This is a genomic window from Pandoraea norimbergensis (genome assembly GCF_001465545.3).
GTDB lineage: Bacteria > Pseudomonadota > Gammaproteobacteria > Burkholderiales > Burkholderiaceae > Pandoraea > Pandoraea norimbergensis.
Map to the genome: position 1 here is coordinate 3,176,289 of NZ_CP013480.3, position 22,657 is coordinate 3,198,945.

At 63.9% G+C, this 22,657-nt stretch carries 17 protein-coding genes; 7 read left to right on the forward strand and 10 right to left on the reverse strand.

Annotated elements, in window-relative coordinates:
* Positions 1–37: 37 nt before the first annotated feature.
* Entirely contained in the window at positions 38–2,575 is a 2,538-nt protein-coding gene (locus AT302_RS13795; protein WP_064675085.1) for a heavy metal translocating P-type ATPase, read from the reverse strand.
* A gap of 68 nt (positions 2,576–2,643) precedes the next feature.
* Between AT302_RS13795 and AT302_RS13800 the strand changes: the two genes are divergently transcribed.
* From AT302_RS13800 to AT302_RS13820, 5 genes are all read left to right on the forward strand, one after another.
* Positions 2,644–3,114 (forward strand): Cd(II)/Pb(II)-responsive transcriptional regulator, encoded by a 471-nt coding sequence (locus AT302_RS13800; RefSeq protein WP_058378910.1) that lies wholly within the window; start codon positions 2,644–2,646, stop codon positions 3,112–3,114.
* A gap of 320 nt (positions 3,115–3,434) precedes the next feature.
* Positions 3,435–4,700, forward strand: coding sequence for an NAD(P)/FAD-dependent oxidoreductase (locus tag AT302_RS13805; protein WP_058378911.1), 1,266 nt, complete (start codon positions 3,435–3,437; stop codon positions 4,698–4,700).
* 309 nt (positions 4,701–5,009) lie between these two features.
* On the forward strand, positions 5,010–6,344 hold the full coding sequence (locus tag AT302_RS13810; protein WP_058378912.1) for a putative bifunctional diguanylate cyclase/phosphodiesterase: 1,335 nt from the start codon (positions 5,010–5,012) through the stop codon (positions 6,342–6,344).
* A 6-nt stretch (positions 6,345–6,350) separates the two neighbouring features.
* Positions 6,351–8,054 carry a sensor domain-containing diguanylate cyclase gene (locus AT302_RS13815; protein WP_058378913.1) on the forward strand — a complete coding sequence of 568 codons (1,704 nt, stop codon included), beginning with the start codon at positions 6,351–6,353 and terminating at the stop codon, positions 8,052–8,054.
* Positions 8,055–8,101: 47 nt separating this feature from the next.
* Positions 8,102–9,469, forward strand: coding sequence for a phospholipase A (locus tag AT302_RS13820; RefSeq protein ID WP_064675086.1), 1,368 nt, complete (start codon positions 8,102–8,104; stop codon positions 9,467–9,469).
* A gap of 15 nt (positions 9,470–9,484) precedes the next feature.
* On the opposite strand, the gene AT302_RS13825 is transcribed toward AT302_RS13820, so the two are convergent.
* Positions 9,485–9,907 (reverse strand): EamA family transporter, encoded by a 423-nt coding sequence (locus AT302_RS13825; protein WP_058378914.1) that lies wholly within the window; start codon positions 9,905–9,907, stop codon positions 9,485–9,487.
* A gap of 119 nt (positions 9,908–10,026) precedes the next feature.
* On the opposite strand from AT302_RS13825, the gene AT302_RS13830 reads away from it, so the two are divergent.
* Positions 10,027–10,245, forward strand: coding sequence for a DUF1289 domain-containing protein (locus tag AT302_RS13830; RefSeq protein WP_058378915.1), 219 nt, complete (start codon positions 10,027–10,029; stop codon positions 10,243–10,245).
* Here the strand turns inward: AT302_RS13830 and AT302_RS13835 are convergent.
* From AT302_RS13835 to AT302_RS13860, 6 genes are all read right to left on the reverse strand, one after another.
* On the reverse strand, positions 10,223–11,665 hold the full coding sequence (locus AT302_RS13835) for an aldehyde dehydrogenase family protein (RefSeq protein ID WP_058378916.1): 1,443 nt from the start codon (positions 11,663–11,665) through the stop codon (positions 10,223–10,225). The genes AT302_RS13830 and AT302_RS13835 overlap by 23 nt on opposite strands.
* A gap of 136 nt (positions 11,666–11,801) precedes the next feature.
* Entirely contained in the window at positions 11,802–13,397 is a 1,596-nt protein-coding gene (locus AT302_RS13840) for an ABC-F family ATPase (RefSeq protein WP_058378917.1), read from the reverse strand.
* A gap of 208 nt (positions 13,398–13,605) precedes the next feature.
* A complete protein-coding gene (locus AT302_RS13845) occupies positions 13,606–14,757 on the reverse strand; it encodes a BMP family ABC transporter substrate-binding protein (protein ID WP_058378918.1) in 1,152 nt (383 codons plus the stop codon).
* 35 nt (positions 14,758–14,792) lie between these two features.
* Positions 14,793–15,722 (reverse strand): ABC transporter permease, encoded by a 930-nt coding sequence (locus tag AT302_RS13850; protein ID WP_058378919.1) that lies wholly within the window; start codon positions 15,720–15,722, stop codon positions 14,793–14,795.
* Positions 15,723–15,732: 10 nt separating this feature from the next.
* Positions 15,733–16,839 carry an ABC transporter permease gene (locus AT302_RS13855; protein WP_371328779.1) on the reverse strand — a complete coding sequence of 369 codons (1,107 nt, stop codon included), beginning with the start codon at positions 16,837–16,839 and terminating at the stop codon, positions 15,733–15,735.
* A gap of 90 nt (positions 16,840–16,929) precedes the next feature.
* Positions 16,930–18,561: an ABC transporter ATP-binding protein gene (locus tag AT302_RS13860; RefSeq protein WP_084656228.1), complete on the reverse strand. Its 1,632-nt coding sequence runs from the start codon at positions 18,559–18,561 to the stop codon at positions 16,930–16,932.
* Between the two features lie 132 nt (positions 18,562–18,693).
* Here AT302_RS13860 and AT302_RS13865 point away from each other — a divergent pair, with 132 nt between their 5' ends.
* Complete coding sequence (locus tag AT302_RS13865; protein ID WP_058378922.1) at positions 18,694–19,632, forward strand: LysR substrate-binding domain-containing protein; 939 nt, start codon at positions 18,694–18,696, stop codon at positions 19,630–19,632.
* A gap of 237 nt (positions 19,633–19,869) precedes the next feature.
* On the opposite strand, the gene AT302_RS13870 is transcribed toward AT302_RS13865, so the two are convergent.
* Both AT302_RS13870 and AT302_RS13875 read right to left on the reverse strand, forming a co-directional pair.
* The gene (locus AT302_RS13870) at positions 19,870–21,228 is read right to left on the reverse strand and encodes an 8-oxoguanine deaminase (RefSeq protein WP_218918961.1); all 1,359 of its coding nucleotides are present in this window, start codon (positions 21,226–21,228) and stop codon (positions 19,870–19,872) included.
* Entirely contained in the window at positions 21,228–22,595 is a 1,368-nt protein-coding gene (locus AT302_RS13875) for a nucleobase:cation symporter-2 family protein (protein ID WP_058378924.1), read from the reverse strand. The genes AT302_RS13870 and AT302_RS13875 overlap by 1 nt, the downstream gene beginning before the upstream one ends.
* Between the last annotated feature and the right edge of the window lie 62 nt (positions 22,596–22,657).

Genomic DNA, 22,657 nt, shown 5'->3' on the forward strand with positions numbered 1-22,657 from the left:
CGATGCCGGGAAATTGCGATATCGCGTTACAGCGCCCTCAGACCGTGCGCGTACGCAGCAGGCGCATGCCGTTGGCAATCACCAACAGGCTCGCGCCCACGTCGGCAAAGACGGCCATCCACAATGACGCTGCGCCCACGACAGCCAACGCGAAGAACACGGCCTTGATACCGAGCGCCATCGCGATGTTCTGCTTGAGGACCGTGGCGGCACGCCGCGAAAGCGCCAGAAAGGCCGGCAACTTGCGCAGATCGTCGTCCATCAGCGTGACGTCGGCCGTCTCCAGCGCGCTATCAGTGCCGGTGAGCCCCATGGCGAAGCCGACATCGGCCGCCGCCAGCGCCGGCGCATCGTTGATACCGTCGCCGACCATGCCGACATGACCGAATTCGGCACGCAACTGCGTGATCGCCTGCCACTTATCTTCCGGCAGCATTTCGGCCCGCACGTCGGTGACCCCGGCCTGCTCGCCGATGACCTGTGCTGTTGCGCGATTGTCGCCAGTCAGCATCACCGTCCGGATTCCCATCTGCGCCAGTCGCGCCAACGCTTCGCGGCTTTCTTCGCGCAAGGTGTCGGCAACGGCCAATACCGCCAGCGCCTGTGTTTCGCTCGCCAACACAATGGCCGTGCGAGCCTGCGCTTCCAGCCGCGTCAATTCGGCTTCGACACGCGCGTTGCAAACGCCGAGCGACTCGATGAGGCGATGGTTGCCCAAGTAGTACAGCGTCTGACCGATGCGGCCTTTCACGCCCATGCCCGGCAATGCCTCGAAGTCGGTGACCGAAGGCAACGGACCGAGGCCGGTCGCCTGATAGCCGTCGACAACCGCCCGGGCGATCGGGTGCGTCGTCTGCGCATCGAGCGCAGCCGCCAGCGTCAGGACGTCGTTGCGTGATGTTTCTGACGAATCTCCCAGCGGCACCACATCGGTCAGATGCGGCTCGCCGCGTGTGAGTGTGCCCGTCTTGTCGAGCGCTACCGCACGAATCAAGCGGCCGCTTTCGAGAAATGCGCCCCCCTTGATCAGAATGCCGGCACGCGCCGCCGCCGTCAGGCCGCTGACCACCGTCACCGGCGTTGAAATCACCAACGCACACGGGCAAGCGATCACCAGCATCACGAGCGCCTTGTAGATCCACGGCGTCCATGCGAGACCGAAGGCCAGCGGCGGCACAATCGCGACCAGCAGCGCGCAGAGCACCACCACCGGCGTGTAGATGCGCGAGAACTTGTCGACGAATCGCTGCGTCGGCGAGCGCTGCTGCTGTGCCGTCTCCACGATGCGTACGATGCGCGCCAGCGTGGTGTCGCCCGGGGCGACGCTCGTGCGGTAAATGATCAGACCGCTTTCGTTGATGCTGCCCGCGAAGACCTCGTCGCCCACCGTCTTGTCGACAGGCACGCTCTCGCCCGTAATCGACGCCTGATTCAGTGCCGAACTCCCCTGCTCGATCACGCCGTCGATGGCAACACGCTCGCCCGGACGGGCACGCACCCGCGTGCCGACCGTCAACGCGGCCACCGGCTGGTCGGCCCAGCTACCGTCGGGTTGTTCCACCGATGCCTGATCGGGGGCCAGGCGCATGAGCGCTTCGACTGCGCGCCGCGCGCGGGTGAGCGACGCGGCTTCGAGCTTCTCCGAAATGGCGAACAGCACGATGACCATCGCTGCCTCGGGCCACTGGCCGATGGCGAGTGCGCCGATGACGGCGAGCGACATCAGGAAGTGGATGTTCATCGTGAAATGGCGCAGCGCGATCCAGCCCTTCTTGAGCGTCGGCAGACCGCACAAGGCAATCGCAGCCAACACGATGGCGCCGACCCACGGGCTGTGCTCGGGCACGCCCGACCAGACAGCCGCTTCGCTGGCCGCCGCCAGCACGCCGCCGGCCACCAGCCGCGCGACGTCACCCTTGCCGCTCGGCGGCGGCGGCGCGGGGTTGGCCGCGTCATCGGTCAGCGGCACCGGGGTCATGCCGAGTTTGCGCAGCGTGGCGGCCACGACGTGGCTGTGACGCGTGACATCCGCTTCCGAAGCCTTCGCACCGAACACCACCGTCAGTTCGCGCTTGAGCAGGTTGAAATACAGTGCGTCCACGCCCGGTTGCCGCTCCAGTTGGTCGCGAATGAGGCGCTCTTCGGTCGGGCAATCCATCTGGTCGATGCGAAAACGAGCCTGTGGAGCGCCCGTGGCCGGGGCCACCGCCGGCGGCATCAGGCTCGCCGAATCGCCACAGCACGCCACCGCCTCATGCACATGGCCGTGATCGTGGCCATGGTCGTGAGAATGCGAGTGGCCGCCCGACGCCGCTTCATGGCTGTGCTCATGCGCGTGGTCGTGACCATGGTCATGCCCTTCACGACGGGCCTGAGCACCATGATCGTGCGCCTGCCCGTGGGCATGGGCGTGATCATGGTCGTGTGCGTGGTCGTGTGCGTGGTCGTGGTCGTGGTCGTGGTCGTGGTCGTGCCCATGATCGCGATGATCGTGGGCCTTGTCCTGAGGGCCGTGCGCGTGGTCACACACCGCCTCCGGGGCCGTCCGGCGGGCCTGATCCGAGGGATTGGGCATGTTCACTCCTGGTTTCATGATTCGTGTTACTCTCCATTCAAAACCCTGTAGTCACTACGGAGTCAAGCATGAAAATCGGTGAACTGGCGCGTGCGGCCGAAACCGACGTCGAAACCATCCGCTATTACGAGCGGGCCGGGCTGCTGGCCGCCCCGCCGCGTACCGACGGGGGGTATCGCACCTATGGCACGGAACATCTCGAAGCCCTGCGCTTTATCCGTCACTGCCGCTCGCTCGATATGCCGCTGGCCGACGCCAAGCGGCTGGGCGAACTCGCGCACGACACGAACGTAACGTGCGAGGACGCCAATCAACTGATCGAAGCGCATCTGACGCGCGTGCACGCCCGCATCCACGAGTTGCAGGCGCTGGAGCAACAACTGCTGCATTTGCAAGCGCAGTGCCAGAGCCGGCACGACACCAGCGACTGCGGCATTTTGCGTGCGCTGATGCAAGGCGCCCACGGCGAGGCGTGTGCCTGCCATAACGACACCGATCCTATTGCGGTGGCGTGCGAGCACGATCACCAGCACGCGTGAGCGTAGCTGTCGTATTGACGAGACACCCGGCGCCCGCCGGGTGATCCCCCCCAGTCCTCCCCCCCTTCACTTGGCACGCCCGGACGTCGCCGCGCCGACGCGTTTCGGAGCACGCATTACGTTGAACGCCGCGATGATTGTGATGAATCGTGGGTTTGCAAGCCGAAACACGGGCAAAACCGCATGTTTTCTATACAATGTCCCGGCACGTTTCATGCGGGTTGCCTTACATTCCCTTTTAATGACGTTCGCTCGCCGCTTTTAAATGCGTGTCGATATGTCGTAATCCGTCTCAATTTTTCCCATTTGTCGGAGACCTTATGTCCAGCGACGCATCCGCTACGCCCACTCCCGCGACGGAGCACAGCGCCGACATCGTCATCATGGGAGCCGGCGCCGCAGGCATTTCCGTGGCTGCAAGCCTGCGCCGCCGCCGCCCGTCGCTCTCGATCACGATCGTCGATCCGGCCGACACGCATTACTACCAGCCCGCCTGGACACTCGTCGGCGCTGGCGAATTCGATCAAGCGCGCACGGCGCGCCCGATGTCGAGCGTCATCCCCGAAGGCGTGACCTGGCTTCAGGTCGCTGTCACCGCCTTCGCACCGGACCACCAACAGGTCTTGCTCTCCGATGGCCGCCGCCTGAGCTATCGCTACCTGATCGTCGCGCCGGGCCTGCAACTGAACTGGGAAGCCATCGATGGTCTGACGGAAACGCTCGGCCGCAACGGTGTGACCTCGAACTACCGCTTCGACCTCGCCCCTTACACGTGGTCGCTGGTCAATCAGTTCTCCGGCGGAAATGCCCTGTTCACGCAGCCGCCGATGCCGATCAAGTGCGCCGGCGCACCGCAAAAAGCGATGTATCTGTCGGCCGACACGTGGCGCTCGCGGGGTTTGCTCGACAAGACCAAGATCGAATTCCATCTGGTCGCGCCTGCCCTTTTCGGCGTCAAGGATTACATCCCCGCGCTCATGGAGTACGTGAAGCGCTACAACATCTCGCTGAACCATCTCTCGCATCTGCGGGCTGTGGATGGTGAGCGCCGCGTGGCGCGTTTCGAAATTTTCGATGCCGACGGCCAGTCGCAATTTGTCGACAAGCCGTTTGATCTGCTGCACGTGGTGCCGCCGCAAAGCGCCCCCGACGTGCTGCGCGCGAGCCCGCTGGCCGATGCGGCCGGCTGGTGCGAAGTCGATCACGCGACGCTGCGTCACCCGCGCTTTGCCAACGTGTTCGGCCTCGGCGACGCCATCTCGGCCCCCAACGCCAAGACCGCCGCAGCGGCCCGCAAGCAGGCCGTCGTCGTTGCGGAAAACCTGCTCGCCGCCATGGATGGCCGCCCGTTGCCGCTGCACTACGACGGTTACGGTGCCTGCCCGCTCACGGTCGAGCACGGCAAGATCGTGCTGGCCGAGTTCGGCTACGGCGGCAAGCTGCTGCCGACGTTCCCGATCGATGGCACGCATGCCAATCGTTTTGCGTGGGTATTAAAGAAATACGTGCTGCCCAAGGTGTATTGGGATTACATGTTGCGAGGACGCGAGTGGCTGGCGCAACCCAGTCGCCCGGGCCATAGGTGAAACCCGGACTTAATTTTTAAAGCCGGGTGCCGTTAAAGGTCAAAGGACCCGGTTTTCGCGACCGGGCACGAGCTTCTTGTCGGGCCACGCCTTGCGCGCGGTCTGCCGGAAAACGGGGGTGCCTCGCATGGGGCTGCCAATGCATCGCCTGTCACCGGCCGACACATTTACGCGTCTTATGCAGAACATGATTCAAGGGTTTCCTGGCGGCACGACCTGTTCGACGCGTGGGCTTCACCGGTTCGCCGGCCTGACACGCGAGAATGACCCACGTTCAACCCTACGGGCGACGTCAGCCTGCCTGCCGAGATGAACGATACCAACGCGCTGCGCCGGCAAGTCGTACTGGCCGATCTGTTGCTGGATCGCCAGCGGCTGCTGCGCGCCCTCAGCCTTGAGCTACGCACGCCCAGCCCACCCGGCAGTCATAGCGCTCTCGTGGTGCTGCACGTCGGGCGCGGTCAGCGCACGGCCACCAATCAGCAAGCCATTTCCGATGCCGATCTGCTCGCCACGGTGGCGTTTCGCATCGGCTCGCGCATTCGGCGGCGCGACCTGATCGGACGCGTTTCCGAACAGCAGATCGCCGTGCTGTTGCGCGACCTCGGCAGCCGCGAAGCCGCTGTGCAGATCACCCGCCGCTTTATCCGTGCCGGTGAATCGCCGGTGCCGTGCGGCAACGGTTTGCTTTACCCGATTGTGTCCGCAGGTATCACCCACCTGCCGCAGGTGCCGGTATGGCCTGCCACGTTGCTCGAACATACGTCCGAAGTGGCCGATCTGGCCATTCGCGAGAGCGCGGCACGCTTTCTGGTCACCGATGCGCCCAGCGCACCGACCGAAGGCGTCACGCCACCGGACGACGCCGGCAACGAGCACTACTGGCGCAGCGCCATTGGCCGCGCGCTCTCTGGCTCAGAATTCCGTCTGCATTACCAGCCGCAAATCGACATGCGCACGCACCGGCTGACCGGTCTCGAAGCGCTGATTCGCTGGCAGCGCGACGACGAACTGATCATGCCCGGTGAATTCATCCCGGCGGCCGAGCGTTGCGACGTGATCGGCCCGATCGGCGAGTGGACGCTGCACGAAGCCTGCCGCCAGCTCGATCAGTGGCAGACCGATGGTGAGGAATATCCGCGCGTGGCCGTCAATCTCTCGGCCCAGCAGATGCGCGTGCAGACGCTCGAAACTGTGCGCTACGCGCTCAAGCATCACCGTGTGCCACCCGACAAGCTGGAAATCGAGATCACGGAATCGTCGTTGATTTCGCATCTGGACGAGGCGGCCACGCTCATGAACGAACTCGTGGCGATGGGCGTGCGCCTGTCGCTGGACGACTTCGGCACGGGCTATTCCAGCTTTGTGCGCCTGAAGCGCTGGCCGTTCGGTACGGTCAAGATCGACTATCAGTTCGTGGCGGGCGTGCTACTCGGCGGCTACGACACCGAGCTGATTCGCGCCATCATCGCCATCGCTCGCAAACTTGAAATCGAGACGGTGGCCGAGGGCGTAGAGACGAGCGCACAACGCGATGCGCTCGCGCAACTCGGCTGCCACGCATGGCAGGGGTATCATTGCACACGGCCCTTGCCACCCGGTCACATCGAGACGTTCATCCGAGACTGGCACGGACGTCTGTAATCGTTTTTGCCGTTGCTCAACGCCTTCAACACCTTCCTGTCGCGCCGCCGCGCCGTACCTGTCCTCGTTCGCGGCTTCGTCATGCTCCTGTGCGTGTTTGCCGCGTGGGGGCTGGCGCGCTTCGCCGCCGATCAACTGGTGGCGAACCGCTCGGCGCGTCTGCTCGCCGAAGAGCGCAGCGTCGCCACCCGGCTCGCGCGCGGCACCGTGCACACGGTCAATCAGGATCTGATCCTCATTCGCGGCATCCCGCAGGTGCTCGCGCAGATCTCGCAGATTCAGCATGCGGCCGCCGACATCGCCGATCACCCCCTGACCGAACTGCCCCACGAGACCGCGCGCGAGAAGCTGCTCGCCAACGCAGCACTCAAGCCCGTGAACGAACTGCTGCGCGCCGCCCAGTTGTATTTCGGCGCCGATCTCGTCTGGCTCGGCACCCCTGACGGGGTCACGATCGCGTCGAGCGACGCTAACAGCCCCAACCCGCTCGTCGGGGACAATTACGGCGACCGGGGCTACTTTCAATCAGCCGTGCTCGGCACGGCAGGCCAGCAGTACGTGATCGGGCGCAAGACGCGCCTGCCGGGTATCTACTTCACGGCCCCCGTCTACAGGGAAGGCCGGCTCGTCGGTGTCATGGTGGTCAAGCTCGGCTTGCGCCGGTTGTCGCACTGGGTCGATACGGGGGCGTCGTTCGTCACCGACGTCAACGGCGTGATCGTGCTCGCGAACGACCCGACCTTCACGGGGCTGGCTGTGCCCGGCGCGCCGGTGTTCAAGATGTCGCCGGCCGAGCGCCGCCATCTTTATCAGCAGGATTACTTCACGGTCGTGCCCATCGAGGACTACGACCCGGCCCCCGGTACACCGCCGTTCATGCTGCCCGGCACCCGAGGGGAACCGCAGGCGCAACACGAGCCCGAAGCGGCCGATCTGGTGCGCGTGCGCCCCGACAATCAGCCTTATCTGCTCGAATCCGCCCCGTCGATGGACAGCGAACTGGTGATCTACACGATGAGCGAGGTGCCCACGCTGCGCAGCCTGTTCATCGAGCGCCAGCGATATACGGTGCTGATGTTCGGCCTGATGCTGAGCTCGGCGGGCGCCCTCGTCCTGCTGATTCGCCATCTGCGACGTGGAAAACTTCAGTTGTCCGACACACTGGCCAAGAATGCCGCGCTGGAGCACGAGGTGAAGTACGACGCGCTCACCGGCAGCCTCTCGCGCGGCCACTTCCTGAAACGCCTGCGCAGCGAGGTCAATCAGGCCAACACCACGGGCGTGCCGGCGTGCATCATCCTCGTCGATCTGGACCACTTCAAGCAGATCAACGACACGTGGGGGCATGCATTAGGCGACACCGTACTCGCCACGTTCGTGCGGCTTTGTCACGATTCGTTACGCGAAGATGACATCTGCGGTCGTTTGGGGGGCGAAGAATTCGCTATTATCCTGAGTGGCGCCACCGAAGCCCGTGCCTTCGATGCTGCCGAGCGCTTGCGCGAAGCGGTTCGCGCGGCGCGTATCAATGTCGATGGACGCGCACTTCAGTTCACGATCAGTGCCGGGGTCGCACAGTGGCACGCAGGCGATGACGACAACGCCTGGCTGCAACGTGCCGACGCCGCGCTGTATCTTGCCAAATCTCGCGGGCGCGATCGCTGCGCACGCGAGTCCGACCTCCGGGTGCTCACCCGAGGCGGCTCGTAACTGACTTCGGGCTTGCCGGCCCGGGGTCGACAACCCAGACCGGACCGATGCCCAAGACGAATCTCGCCACGTTCGCCACATCCAGCACGTTCGCGCCATGGCCGCTGCGTGCCATGCAGATCGGCGCCGCCCTCTGCCTCGCGTTCAGCACCGCCGCCCACGCCGATCTGTCGCTGCTGCAACCGCCACGCGCCCTTACCGGCGGTGCCCCACTGCAACTGACGCTGCTCGTGACGCAAGACGCGCCGGGCCGCAAAACTGTCAAGCTGCCCGACGAAATCGTCGTGCGCATTTCCAACGACGATTTCAAGCCGACGCTGCTGCATCTCAAGCGCGCGGCCGTCGTCCCGGCGCAGGTCACGCTGTCGAACGGTCAGTACCGGCGTATCTCGTACGCGGCGGAGTTGCCCAAGGAATTGCGGGGCACTGTGCGTCTGGAGCCGGTCGACTGGGACGCCTCGATCACGACCATCGTGCTTGATCGCGCCGCCCCCGCTGAGCCGATGGTGGCCGCCGCGCCCGCACCCGCAAGCGGCGCCGCTGCCGCAGCGGCGGCGGCCGGGACGGGAGGCGCCGCCGTTGCGGCTGCCACCGACGCGGCCAGCGCCGCGAATGCGACCGCCGCCCCCGGCACGCCCGGCACGTCGACCGCGCCCGCCAGCGCCACCGCCGATGCGATTGCCCCGACGGCCGATACCGAGTTCGCGCGCATCTCGTCGCACGAGCCGATGTATATCGCGTTCGGCAAGAATGGCGACGCCAATGCGCGCTTCCAGTTGAGCTTCAAGTTCCACATTCTCAAGCCGGATAATCCGTCGTCCAAATCATTCCTCGACAACCTGTACTTCGGTTACACGCAGTTGTCGATCTGGGATCTGGAGGCGGAATCGGCGCCGTTCCGCGATTCGAACTACCGGCCGAGCCTGTTCTATTACATCCCGGATACCGGTCTTCGCGCGGGCTGGTTCTCGTCGCTTGGCGTGGCCGCCGGTGTCGAGCACGAGTCGAACGGCAAGGCCGGCCCCGACTCGCGCAGCATCAACACGGTCTTCGTCAAACCGATCTTCACGTTCGGCGATCCGGCGGAGTACCACTGGACGGTGGCGCCCAAGCTGTATGCGTATGTCGAGAAGGCCGACAACCCCGATATCCAGAACTATCGCGGCTACATGGACTTGCTGGTGCTGTGGGGCAAGCCGAATGGCTGGCAAGTCGGCGCGACGCTGCGCAAGGGCATGAAGCGCAACTACGGCAGCGTGGATGTGCAGGTGACCTACCCGCTCGGCAAGCTGATTTCGGGCGCAGGCGGCTATATCTGGATCGGGTACTTCACCGGCTACGGCGAAGACCTGCTCGATTACAACCGCCATTCGCCATCGCAGGTGCGTATCGGCTACAGCGTGTTCCGCTGGTAACCGGACGATACGACCTTACAGCACCAGGACCAGCGCGCCGGCGAAGATCAATGCGCCGCCGAGCGCCTCCTTGAGCGAGAACGGCTCGCCGAGCACAACCCAGCCGATCAGCATCGCCATCGCCACGCTGAGCTTGTCGAGGGGCGCAACACCCGAGACGGGGCCGAGTTGCAGCGCCCGGAAGTAACAGAGCCACGACAGCCCCGTCGCCACCCCGGACAGCACGAGAAACAGCCACGTGTTCGCCGTCAAACTCGTGGGACGCTGCCATTCGCCGCGCATGCCGACAATGGCAAGCGTCACCGCGAAGATGATCACCGTGCGGATCAGCGTGGCCATGTTCGAATTGACCTGCGCCACCCCGAGCTTGCCGAAAATCGCCGTGAGTGCAGCGAAAAACGCCGAACCGAGTGCAAAAAGTTGCCAACTCCGCAGCATTTGAAAATCTCCCGAGCCTGCCGTGGCATCCACCGGATGCCGGTACGTAATCAATCTGTGATGGGCGACGTCGCCGATGCGATAATGACGCCTGTCCCACCTTCCTGAATTGCTCCGACATGTCCGAACTGCACGACCGTCCCGACAGCCCCTGCATTGGCATTTGCTCCACCCTGTTCGACGAGGTCTGCAAAGGGTGCGGCCGCACCGCGTACGAAGTGTCGAACTGGGTGTTTCTCAACGAAGACGAGAAACGCGCCATCTGGGAGCGCATCACCCGCGAAGGCACGGCGATGCGCTTTTGCGACAACGGGACTACGACTTCGTCGACGCCGTAACCTTGAATTGCAGCGATTTGTATTCGAGGAATTCTTCGAATCCATAAACGCCGTTTTCGCGGCCATTCCCCGATTGCTTGAAGCCGCCAAACGGCGCGGCCACGTTGAACTCCCCGCCGTTGATGCTCACCTGTCCAGTGCGGATCCGACGCGCCACGCGCGCCGCACGTGCCTCATCCGCTGACCACACCCCGCCTGCCAGTCCGTAAATCGAGTCGTTGGCGATGCGCACCGCATCGGCCTCGTCCTGATACGTGATGATCGTGAGCACAGGCCCGAAGATTTCCTCCTGTGCGAGCGTGCTATCCGGCGTGACACGGCCAAGCACGGTCGCCTGCACGAAGAAACCGGCCTCAAAGCCTTCCGGCACCGCATCGCCACCGGCGATCAACTCCGCCCCTTCCGCCAGTCCCTTGCGAATGTATGACTGCACGCGCTCGCGCTGTGCCGCCGATGCGAGCGGCCCGAGCCGCGTTGCGTCTTCGCGCGGATCGCCCAACGTGAAGCGCGCAACCGATTCCTTGGCGAGCGCCTTCACTTCGTCGTAACGCGTCGCCGGGACGAGCAAGCGCGTGTGCGCCGCGCACGTCTGCCCCGAGTTCAGGTAGCAGGCGTTAAGCGTGCCCTTTACCGCTGCCGCAAGATCCGCATCGTCGAGCACGATCGATGCCGACTTGCCACCCAGTTCCAGCGCCACCCGTTTGACTGTTTGCGAGGCCACTTCCGAGACACGTTTGCCTGCCCGCGTGGAGCCCGTGAAAGACACCATATCCACGTCGGGATGCCGTGCCAGCACTTCACCGGCGACGGGTCCCAGCCCCGTCACGAGATTGAATACGCCCGGCGGCAATCCGGCCTGCTCAATGACTTCGGCGAGGATGAAAGCGTCAAACGGCGCGACCTCCGACGGCTTGAGCACCACCGTGCAGCCGGCGGCGAGCGCCGGTGCCACTTTCACCGTGATCTGATTGAGCGGGTAGTTCCAGGGGGTGATGGCACCGACCACACCAACCGGCTCACGCACCACTAGCGAATTGCCGACCTGTGCTTCGAAGACGAAGGTCTGCGCCAACTCGGCATAGTGGCGCCAGTGTTGAACGGGCGCCGCGACCTGCACCGCACGCGACACGCGAATCGGCATGCCGGTCTCGCCCGTGATCACCTGTGCGAGTTCCTGTGCGCGCGCCTCGAGACCGTCGGCGATCTTGCGGAGATACTCGGCACGCTTGGCCGGGGGCGTTGCGGCCCACGTGTCACGCGCCTTGACCGCAGCGGCAACGGCGGCTTCCGTGTCGGCGGCAACACCTTCCGGGATGCGGCCCATCAGCTTGCCGTCTGCCGAATGAAAGACATCGAGCGTGCCGGTGCCGATCGGTGCGACCCACTGGCCGTCGATATAGAACTTGTCCTGAGTGATCATGTGAGGTCTCCTGCTCGCAGCGTGACAACAAACGTCAATTGTAGTCGCGCGGCGGTAAACGCAAACAGGGCGCCTGCAATGCAAGCGCCCTGTTTGTCGTTGTGAATCTAACGACGCGTTACGTCAGCGCGTTACGTTAGATCTCCACGCCTTGGCTGGCCAGATACTCGTCGTAGGTCCCGGCGTAATCGACCAGCGTGCCGTCGCTCTTCACTTCGATGACGCGCGTGGCCAGACCTGAGACGAATTCGCGGTCGTGCGAGACGAATACCAGCGTGCCCGGATACTTGTCGAGCGCGATCTGGAGCGATTCGATCGACTCCATGTCCATGTGGTTGGTCGGCTCGTCCATCATCAGCACGTTGTGGCGGCCGAGCATCAGCTTGCCCCAGATCATGCGGCCCTTCTCACCGCCGGAGAGCACACGCACCGACTTGCGCACGTCGTCGCCACCGAACAGCAGACGGCCCAGCGAGCCACGAATCACCTGATCGTCGTCGCCTTCCTTGCCCCACTGCGTCATCCAGTCGGTCAGGTTCAGGTCCTGCGGGAACGCTTCCGACGTGTCTTGCGGCATGTAACCGATGTTGGCGTTCTCGGCCCACTTCACATTGCCCGCATCCACCGGCAGGTCCGACATCAGGCTGCGCAGCAGCGTCGTCTTACCGGCACCGTTCTCGCCGATGATGGCCACACGCTCGCCGGCGCGCACTGCACCGGTGTAGTTCTTGAAGATCGGACGCTCGTACGACTTGCCGATGCCCTCGAATTCGAACGCGAGGTTGTGCAGCTTCTTCTCGTATTCGAAACGAATGAACGGGTTCTGACGCGACGACGGCTTGACGTCTTCCACCTTGATCTTGTCGATCTGCTTGAGACGGCTGGTTGCCTGACGCGCTTTCGACTTGTTGGCCGAGAAGCGGCGCACGAAGTCTTGCAGATCGGAGATGCGTTCCTTGGCCTTCGAGTTCGCAGCCATCTGACGCTCGCGAGCCTGTGCCGACGCCAGCATGTAGTCGTCGTAGTTGCCCGGGTAGACCGTCAGCGTGCCGTAGTCCATGTCGGCCATGTGCGTGCACACGGCGTTCAAGAAGTGGCGATCGTGCGAAATGATGATCATGGTGGAGTTGCGCTCGTTGAGCACGTCTTCCAGCCAGCGGATCGTGTTGATGTCCAGGTTGTTGGTCGGTTCGTCGAGCAGCAGCACGTCCGGGTTCGAGAACAGTGCCTGTGCCAGCAGCACACGCAGCTTCCAGCCCGGCGCGACGTTGCTCATCGGGCCTTGATGCTGATCCGTCGGGATGCCCACGCCCAGAAGCAACTCACCGGCACGCGCTTCGGCCGTGTAGCCGTCGTACTCGGCGAACTTCGCTTCGAGCTCGGCCGCGTGCATGTAATCGTCGTCGGTGGCTTCCGGGTTCGCGTAGATGGCGTCGCGCTCGCTCATGGCCGCCCACATTTCCGTGTGGCCCATCAGCACGACGTCGAGCACGCGCATGTCTTCGTAAGCGAACTGATCCTGCTTGAGCTTACCGAGGCGCACGTTCGGTTCGAGCATGACGTTCCCGCCACTCGGCTCCAGGTCGCCGCCGAGGATCTTCATGAACGTGGACTTGCCGCAGCCGTTCGCGCCGATCAGGCCATAACGGTTGCCCCCGCCAAATTTGACGGAGATGTTCTCGAAGAGCGGCTTGGCGCCGAATTGCATGGTGATATTGGCGGTAGACAGCACTGGCGGTATCCGGAAGATGAGGTGCGGCGGCACGAATTTGCGCCACGAAACCTGACATTTTAACACCGATGCGTGTCGCTCGCCGTCACATGGCGAATCGGGAACGTATGAATCGCCCCAAAGAAAAAACCGCCGGGGTCACCGGCGGTTTCTCTGCCCGCAACACCTGACGGGCCAGCCACTTCACCATCCAACGATGGTAATGGCGTTATTGCTTCGGCAGCGTGCCCTCGACGCCTTCCACGAACCAGTTGATCTGGTGCTTCTCGTCGTCGTTGAGTGTCTTGCCAGCCGGCACGATTTCCTTGCCGTCCTGCCCCTTGAGCGGGCCGGTGAACGGGTCGTACTTGCCGTCGCGAATGGCGTCGTGACGCTCGGTCACGGCCTTGCGAACGGCTTCCGGCACGGCCTTGTCGTTGATGGCGACGAGGTTGATTTCGTCTTCCTTGATGCCGCCCCAGACCGGGGTGTTCTTCCACGAACCCTGCATCACTTCGTCGACCGTGCGGATGTAGTACTTGCTCCAGTCGATCGCGGCCGAAGCCAGGTGCGCGTTCGGACCGAACTTGCTCATGTCCGAATCCCAGCCGAACGCGTGAATCTTCTTCTCTTCGGCCACTTGCATGACCACGGCCGAGTCCACGTTCTGCATCAGCACGTCGGCGCCCTGCCCGACCAGCGACTCAGCCGCCTGACGCTCCTTGCCCGGATCGAACCAGCTGTTGATCCACACGACCTTGACCTTCACCTTCGGGTTGGCTTCGCGTGCGGCGATCGTGAACGCATCGATGTTGCGGATCACTTCGGGAATCGGCACCGAGGCCACGTACCCGATCACGTTGGTCTTGGTCACGCGGCCACCGACCACACCGGCCAGATGCGCGCCTTCATACGTGCGCACGTCGTACGTGCCGAGGTTCGGCGCGGTCTTGAAGCCCGTAGCGTGCTCGAACGTCACGTCCGGGAAATCGGCGGCCGTCTTGACCATCGAGTCCATATAACCGAACGACGTGCCGAAGATCAGCTTGTTGCCCTTGCTGGCCAGATCGCGGAACACGCGCTCGGAGTCGGCGCCTTCCGGCACGTTCTCGACGCGGGTCACGCTCACCTTGTCGCCGTACTTGGCCTCGACGGCCTTCGCGCCTTGCTCGTGCGCGAACGTCCAGCCGGCGTCGCCCGGGTTGCCGATGTAGACAAACGCCACACCGACCGGGCCCTTGCCTGCCGGGGCGGCCGACGCGGCTTGCGCGTCCGACGCGGCGGCAGGGGCGCTGGCCGTGTTGTTATCCTGCTTGCCGCAGGCGGAAACCAGCATGGCGGCCGCCAGGCTCGCCATCGTGATCAGGACTTTACGTCGCATCGATTTTCTCCTCGGTATCGATTGATTGAATTACTTCAAGAGCCAGCAAAAAACGGTTTGCCCAGCGACGCCGGGGCATTCAGGCGAATGGTCTGGCGGTTTCGTGAAATGATCACCAGCACGACGATGGTCGCCACGTACGGCAGGCTCGCGAGTGCCTGCGACGGAATGCGGATACCCATCGCCTGCGCCTGAAATTGCAGCGCCATCACCACGCCGAAGAGCAGCGCGCCCAGCACGGTACGCCCCGGACGCCATGTCGCGAACACCACCAGCGCCAGCGCGATCCAGCCGCGCCCGGCCGTCAGGTTCTCCTGCCAAAGCCGCAGATAACCCACGGAGTAATACGCCCCCGCCAGCCCCGACATCGCCCCGCCGAACAGCGTGGCGAGATAACGAATCCGCACGACCGGATACCCGATCGCATGCGCCACCGACGGTGCCTCGCCCACCGAGCGCAGCACCAGTCCGGCGCGCGTGCGGTAAAGGAACCATGCAATCGCCACCAGCAGTACCGCCGCCAGATAGCCGAGCGGATTCAGCGAGAAGATCGAGGGCCCGAGTACGGGAATCGACGACAGGCCGGGGATCGGCAGATCGCGCAGCATCGGAATCGTCGCGTCCGTGTAGGGGCGGCCGATATAGGCCGATAATCCCACGCCGAAAATCGTCAATGCGAGGCCCGTCGCGACCTGATTGGCCATCAACGTCAGCGTGAGCCACGCGAACACGGCCGACATCGCCACGCCCGCCACAATGCCGGCCAGCACGCCAAGCCAGAGACTGCCGGTCACGACCGTCACGGCAAAGGCGCCGATGGCACCCATCAGCATCATCCCTTCGACACCGAGATTGAGAACACCCGACTTTTCGGTCACGAGTTCGCCGAGCGCAGCCAGCATCAGCGGAATGGCCGCGATGACGGCACTTGCGGCCAGCGGCGTGAGCAGATTGATCCAGTCCATGCCGCCCTCCTCAGACGCTCTGCGCGGTCGCACGGGCGCGACGACGCAGTCGGTAATTCACGAAAACGTCGCAGCCCAGCAGACTGAACAACAACAGCCCCTGAAACACGCCGCTGATCGCCTTGGGCAATTGCAGCGAGGTCTGTACCGCTTCGCCGCCGAGATAGAGCAGCGCCATGAGCAGGCTCGCGAGTACGATGCCGACCGGATGCAACCGCCCGACGAATGCCACGATGATGGCCGTGAAGCCGTATCCCGGCGCCCACGTCGCCTGCAACTGACCGACCGGGCCTGCCACTTCACCCGTGCCTGCGAGCCCGGCCGCCGCGCCACCGATGAGCAGCGCCAGCCAGACAGCGCGCGGCTCCGAATACCCTGCGTAGCGCGCGGCGAGCGGCGCGAGGCCACCGACTTCCATGCGATAACCCGCGAAGCTCTTGCGCATGAAGAACCATGCGGCCGGCACGGCCACCACCGCCATGAATACCGAAGCATTCAGCCGCGTACCGCGCCACGGCGCCCAGCGCCAGTCGCCGAAGAAGCGCGGGAACAGCGCATCACGGCTGAAGTTGATCGATTGCGGGAAGTTCATGCCGTGCGGGTCCTGCCACGGACCGCTCACCAGATAGATCAGCAATTGCGTGGCTACATACGTAAGCATCAGGCTCACGAGAATCTCGTTGGCGTTGAACTTCACGCGCAGCAAGGCCGGGATGGCCGCCCACAACATGCCGCCCACGGCCCCCGCGAGCATCATCAGCGGCAGCAGCCACGGGCCGCCATGACCGTCGAAATGGATCGCGACGCCCGAGGCGAAGATGCCGCCGAGCAACAGCTGCCCTTCCGCCCCGATGTTCCACACATTGGCGCGATAGCCGATCGCCAACCCCAGCGCAATCAGACACAGCGGCGAGGCCTTGAGCAGCAGCTCCGACCAGCCGTTCAGGCTGCTGATCGGCGCGAGGAAAAACGCCGCCATCGCCTGCGCCGGGTTCTTGCCCAGAAAACTGAAAATGAGCACGCCGCCCGCCAGCGTAATGAGCGTGGCCACCAGCGGCATGGCGAGCCGCATGGTGCGTGAGGGACTTGGCCGTGGCTCAAGCGTGAAATCGAGCATGATGTCTGGTCTTGATGGAAACGTTGCAGTGCCCGCATCGGCGCGGGCGACCGTTGATGCTTGAGTTGATGCTTGAATTTGATACTTGCGTCAGGCAGCGCGCTGACCGGGGCCGCCGGGGAACATCCCCGCCATCCACAGGCCGATTTCGCGCGCGTCGGTCTGTTCGGGCTTGCGCATCGGCGACAGCCGCCCCTGTGCGAGCACCGCGATCCGGTCGCAAATTTCGAACAATTCGTCGAGTTCTTCCGAGAGCACCAGCACCGCCACGCCGCGTGACGACAGATCGAGCAACTGCTGACGGATAAAGCTCGCCGCCCCCACATCCACGCCCCACGTCGGCTGGGCCACCACAAGCACCTTCGGCTCTTGCAGGATTTCGCGCCCGACGATGAACTTCTGAAGATTGCCGCCCGACAGGCTCTGCGCAGCCGCATCCGGGCCACCGGCCTTCACATTGAAGCGTTCGATGCACAGCGAGGCAAAGCGCCGCAGCGCGCCGCGGCGAACCCAGCCGCCACGCAGCAAACCAAGGTGCGCCGTCCCCGACGCGCCGAGCAGCGCGTTATCGGTCAGCGACATGCTGGGCACGGCACCGCGCCCCAGACGCTCCTCCGGCACGAACGCCAGCCCGAGGCGACGGCGCGTGGCCGCGCCCATCCGGCCGACGGCACGGTCGTTGAGCTTCACCGCGTCGGGCCTGCCGGCACGGGCCTCGCCCGAGAGCGCCGCCAGCAATTCCGCCTGACCATTGCCGGACACCCCGGCAATGCCGACGATCTCGCCCGCGTGCACGTCGAGTGTCACGCCGTGCAGCGAGGTGCCGAACGGGTCTTCACTCGCCAGCGACAAGTTCTGTACCGACAGCAGCACGTCGCCGGGCTGATGCGCCCGGCGCTCGATCTGCGGCAATGCCCGCCCGATCATCATTTGTGCGAGGGTCTCGGCCGTCTCGTCGCGCGGTACGGCATGGCCGGACACCTTGCCCGCACGCAGCACCGTAGCGCGGTCGCAAAGATCGCGAATTTCGTCGAGTTTGTGGCTGATGTAGACGATGCTGCACCCTTCGGCAGCCAGCCGGCGCAGCGTCGTGAAGAGTTTCTGCACGGCTTGCGGCGTGAGCACCGAGGTGGGCTCGTCCATGATGAGCAGGCGCGGGTTTTGCAGCAGACAGCGCACGATCTCCACGCGCTGGCGCTCGCCGACCGACAGGCTGTGCACGTGCCGCGCCGGGTCGACTTCCAGCCCGTACTGCGCCGACACTTCGCGAATGCGCGTGGCCAGTGCCTTCAGATCGTGGCCAGCATCGTCGAGTGCCAGCGAGATGTTCTCGGCGACGGTCAGCGTCTCGAACAGTGAGAAATGCTGGAACACCATGCCGATACCGAGCTTGCGCGCGGCCGCCGGGCTCTCGATGCGTACCGGCTCGCCTTCCCAGAGAATCTCGCCCGCGTCTGGCCGCACGGCACCGTAGATGATCTTCATCAACGTGCTCTTGCCGGCACCGTTTTCGCCCAGTACGGCGTGGATCTCGCCGGGCAAGACGCGCAACGCGATGTCGTCGTTGGCCACCACGCTCGGATAGCGTTTGGTGATGCCGGTCAGCGTCAGACGCGGCGTCGATTGCAAAGGGGATGTCACGGCGGGAAGTCTCGGTCCTGGGCTTGGGCGGTCCGAAAATACCCAATTCGCGGCGAAATGTCGAGCGCGTGTCAATAACATGGCAGTTTCCCGAAGCGAACCAGCTATTGTGGTGATAGGGGCTTTCCGCTATAGAGTCGGCCGGCGCTTATGCCTCATAATGTTTTACTTATGCAATCCCGGGTCCGACATATTCGGATCGTTATATTAGTCATGAGCCAAAACCGCGAACCGATCGATACTTATTTGCTGCGCGTCTTGCATACCTTGCTGATCGAGCGCAGCGTCACGCGTGCGGCCGTCAAGCTGAACCAGTCGCAGCCGGCGATCAGCGCCGCCCTGCGCCGCCTGCGCGACATCACCGGTGACCCGCTGCTCGTGCGCGGCAAGCAGGGCATGGTACCGACCGAATACGGCCAGTCGCTGCTGGAACCGACGCAAAACGCACTGCGCGAGATCGAACGCATTACGGTGCAGCAATCGAACTTCGATCCGGCGACCACGGTGCGCACGTTCCGCATCGGCTCGCCCGACTATCTGAATACCCTCTTCGTGCCGACCGTCGTCGAGCGTTTTCGTCAGCAGGCCCCCAACGCACAGCTCGAACTGCACTCCCTCGGCCCGGCATTCGACTACGAGCACGCGCTCGAAGACGGCAAGGTCGACATCGTCATCGGCAACTGGCCCGAACCGCCGGAGCAGCTTCACCTCTCGAACCTGTTCGTCGACCAGATCGTGTGTCTGGTGCGCAATACGCACCCGTTCGCCAAACGCGGCCTCACGCTCGACCAGTACCTCGCCAGCCCGCATCTTGCCCCGACGCCCTATTCCGTCGCACAGCGCGGTGCCATCGACATGCATCTGGCGCGCGAGCGTCTCAAGCGCAACGTGGTCGTCACGATTCCGTACTTCAATCTGGCGCCGTACGTGCTGCTGAAGTCCGATCTGATCTTTACGACGACGCGCCTCTTTGCCGATCACTACGCCGAGTTCCTGCCGCTGACGGTGGTCGAAGCGCCGATCGACTTCCCGCCGATGCAGTACTACCAGTTGTGGCACGAACGCACGCACTACTCGGATGAAGTGCGCTGGCTGCGCAGCGTCATCTCGGATGCCACGCGCACGCTGCTCGAAACCCGCACCCTGCCCTGATTCTGTCGTGATCTTGTCTTAGTTCGGCCGTATTTCTGCTGCATGTCGGCTTCAGCCTGCTGTAAATCCCCAAGCTTCTGTTCATAGCCTCGCCGGTTTTTACCGGCGGAGCGGCCCCCACCGCTCCGCCGAACCGCAAGGCAGCGTTCCCCATGCACGAGAACGCCGCTAAGACTTCCCTTGCCCATTGCCACGCTCGGCCACACACCATGAATATGCGGCCGGTGTGGCAACGCTTTATCGGGAAGCCTCGGCCAGTTGCCGCGCCAGCGCGTTGTGACGCGTGACGAGGGTCGGCAGGTCGAGCGTCGTCAGACGCCCGTCGCGCACCACCACTCGCCCGTTCACCACGCTGTACGCAGCTTGTCCAGGATTACAGAAAACCAGTGCCGCCACGGGGTCGTGCAGGCCGCCGGCCATGCCGACACCGCGCGTGTCGAACGCCACGAAGTCGGCCGCCATGCCGGGGGCCAGCACGCCAATATCGTCGCGGCCCAGTACGCGGGCCCCGCCGATGGTGGCAATCTCCAGCGCTTCGCGCGCCGTCATCGCATTCGGCCCGAAGCCCACACGCTGCAACAACAACGCCTGACGCACTTCGTTGATCATGCTGGCGGCGTCGTTCGACGCCGAGCCATCCACGCCCAGCGCGACAGGCACGCCCGCGTCGCGCATCCGGCGAACCGGGGCAATGCCCGACGCAAGACGCATGTTCGAGCACGGGCAATGCGCCACGCCCGTGCCGGTCTTGGCAAACAACGCGATACCCGCGTCGTCGAGCTGCACGCAGTGGGCATGCCACACGTCGTGCCCGACCCAGCCGAGGTCCTGCGCATACTCGGCAGGCGTCATGCCGAACTTCTCGCGGCTGTAGGCGATGTCGTTGACGTTCTCGGCCAGATGGGTATGTAGCGACACGCCATAGTGACGCGCCATCGTCGCCGATTCGCGCATCAGGTCGCGGCTCACCGAGAACGGCGAGCACGGCGCCACCACCACCCGCAACATCGAATACCGGCCCGCATCGTTGTAGCTCTCGATCAGGCGCTGCGTATCCTTGAGAATGTCAGCCTCGCGCTCGACCACGCGATCGGGCGGCAGACCGCCCTGACTCTGGCCCACGCTCATGCTGCCGCGGCTCGCGTGAAAACGCATGCCGATCTCACCGGCGGCTTCGATGCTGTCGTCGAGCTTGCAGCCGTTCGGATAGATATAGAGGTGATCGCTCGACGTGGTGCAGCCCGAGAGCAGCAATTCGGCCATCGCCGTCTGCGTCGAGACGCGAATCATCTCCGGCGTGAGGTTCGCCCACACCGGGTACAGATTCGTCAGCCAGTTGAACAACTCGCCATCCTGCGCGGCCGGAATGGCACGCGTCAGGCTTTGATACATATGGTGGTGCGTGTTGACCAGACCGGGGATCACGACGTGCCCGGCCAGATCAAGCACCTCGTCGGCGGTCGTGGGCAGCGAGTCGCTGCTCCCCACGGCCACGATGCGGTTGTCTTCGACGTAGATGCCGCCGCGCGCGATTTCGCGCCGGCCAGCATCCATCGTGACGACAACTTCCGCGTTTTTGACGAGCAGCGATTTCATCAGTGCGCCTCCAGCCCGAGACCGTTACCGTTTTTCTCGCCGTGGCCGTTGGCGGCCGGTGCCTTGAAGCCGTTGAAGTAGGCGTTCAGGATCACCGCCGACAGCGTGGCCAGCAAGATGCCGCTATGGAGCAACGGGGCCAGTTGTTCCGGCATCTTTGCGAAGAACTTGTTCGATGCCACCGGAATCATCGCCATGCCGATGCTGATGGCCACGATGTACAGGTTGTAGCGATTGTTGTTGTAGTCGACTTTGGTCAGGATCTTGATGCCGGTAGCCAGCACCATGCCGAACATGACCACGCCGGCGCCGCCCAACACGAACTGCGGAATCGAAGCGACCACCACCGACATCTTCGGAATCAGGCCAAACACCAGCAGAATCACGCCCGCCGCGGCACACACCCAACGGCTCTTCACGCCGGTCACACCGACCAGACCGATGTTCTGCGAGAACGAGGTATGCGGGAACGTGTTGAACAAGCCACCGATGACCGTTGCCACACCATCCACCCGCAGACCGGCCACGAGCGCCTTTTCATCCACCGGCTTGCCGACGATTTCGCCCAGCGCGAGGAACATGCCCGTCGATTCGATAAACGTGATCAGGATCACGATGGTCAGCGTGGTAATCGCCCACGGATCGAACACCGGCATGCCGAAGTGGAACGGCAGCACCACGTCGAACCACTTCACCTGATCGAGACCGTCGAAGCTCACCTTGTGCAGCATCAGCGCGATGGCGAAGCCGAACAGAATGCCCAACAGCACGGCGATGTTAGAGAAGAAGCCCTTCACGAAACGCGTGATCAGCAAGATGAAGATGAGCACCGCGAACGACACGCCCAGATAGACCGGATCGCCGTAATCGGGGTTGCCCACACCGCCGGCCGCCCAGTTGATGCCCACGCCGATGATCGTGAGACCAATCGACGTGATCACGATGCCCGTGACGATCGGCGGGAAGAAGCGCAACAGCTTGCCGATGAGCGGGGCAATGAGCGTGCCGATGATGCCGGAGGCGATCGTCGCACCGAAGATGCCGGGCAGGCCTAGCGCCGGGTTAGTGCCAATGGCAAGCATCGGACCGACCGCCGCGAACGTCACCGCCATGATGACCGGCATACGAATGCCGAAGCGGCCCACGCCCACGCTTTGCAGCAACGTGGCGATACCGCAGCACATCAGGTCGGCGGAAATCAGGAAAGCAATCTGATCCTTGGGCAAGCCCAGGGCGCCGCCAATGATCAGCGGCACAGCAACCGCACCCGCATACATCACCAACACGTGTTGCAGGCCCAGCATGAACAATTTTGCGATCGGCAGTCTCTCGTCGACTGGATCGACGGTTTTCGTTGTCACACTCATTGCGTCTCCATCCCAGGGGGGCTGTTTGATTGATTTTTTGGGGTGGCTCAATGGTGCAGGTC

Bases quoted from the DNA above. Each gene is read 5' to 3' on its own strand.
- AT302_RS13850 (WP_058378919.1), bottom strand. From the start codon at position 15,722: ATGGACTGGATCAATCTGCTCACGCCGCTGGCCGCAAGTGCCGTCATC.
- AT302_RS13825 (WP_058378914.1), bottom strand. From the start codon at position 9,907: ATGCTGCGGAGTTGGCAACTTTTTGCACTCGGTTCGGCGTTTTTCGCT.
- AT302_RS13870 (WP_218918961.1), bottom strand. From the start codon at position 21,228: ATGAAATCGCTGCTCGTCAAAAACGCGGAAGTTGTCGTCACGATGGAT.
- AT302_RS13845 (WP_058378918.1), bottom strand. From the start codon at position 14,757: ATGCGACGTAAAGTCCTGATCACGATGGCGAGCCTGGCGGCCGCCATG.
- AT302_RS13820 (WP_064675086.1), top strand. From the start codon at position 8,102: ATGCCCAAGACGAATCTCGCCACGTTCGCCACATCCAGCACGTTCGCG.
- AT302_RS13855 (WP_371328779.1), bottom strand. From the start codon at position 16,839: ATGCTCGATTTCACGCTTGAGCCACGGCCAAGTCCCTCACGCACCATG.
- AT302_RS13830 (WP_058378915.1), top strand. From the start codon at position 10,027: ATGTCCGAACTGCACGACCGTCCCGACAGCCCCTGCATTGGCATTTGC.
- AT302_RS13860 (WP_084656228.1), bottom strand. From the start codon at position 18,561: ATGTTATTGACACGCGCTCGACATTTCGCCGCGAATTGGGTATTTTCG.
- AT302_RS13865 (WP_058378922.1), top strand. From the start codon at position 18,694: ATGAGCCAAAACCGCGAACCGATCGATACTTATTTGCTGCGCGTCTTG.
- AT302_RS13800 (WP_058378910.1), top strand. From the start codon at position 2,644: ATGAAAATCGGTGAACTGGCGCGTGCGGCCGAAACCGACGTCGAAACC.
- AT302_RS13795 (WP_064675085.1), bottom strand. From the start codon at position 2,575: ATGCCCAATCCCTCGGATCAGGCCCGCCGGACGGCCCCGGAGGCGGTG.
- AT302_RS13805 (WP_058378911.1), top strand. From the start codon at position 3,435: ATGTCCAGCGACGCATCCGCTACGCCCACTCCCGCGACGGAGCACAGC.
- AT302_RS13875 (WP_058378924.1), bottom strand. From the start codon at position 22,595: ATGAGTGTGACAACGAAAACCGTCGATCCAGTCGACGAGAGACTGCCG.
- AT302_RS13835 (WP_058378916.1), bottom strand. From the start codon at position 11,665: ATGATCACTCAGGACAAGTTCTATATCGACGGCCAGTGGGTCGCACCG.
- AT302_RS13810 (WP_058378912.1), top strand. From the start codon at position 5,010: ATGAACGATACCAACGCGCTGCGCCGGCAAGTCGTACTGGCCGATCTG.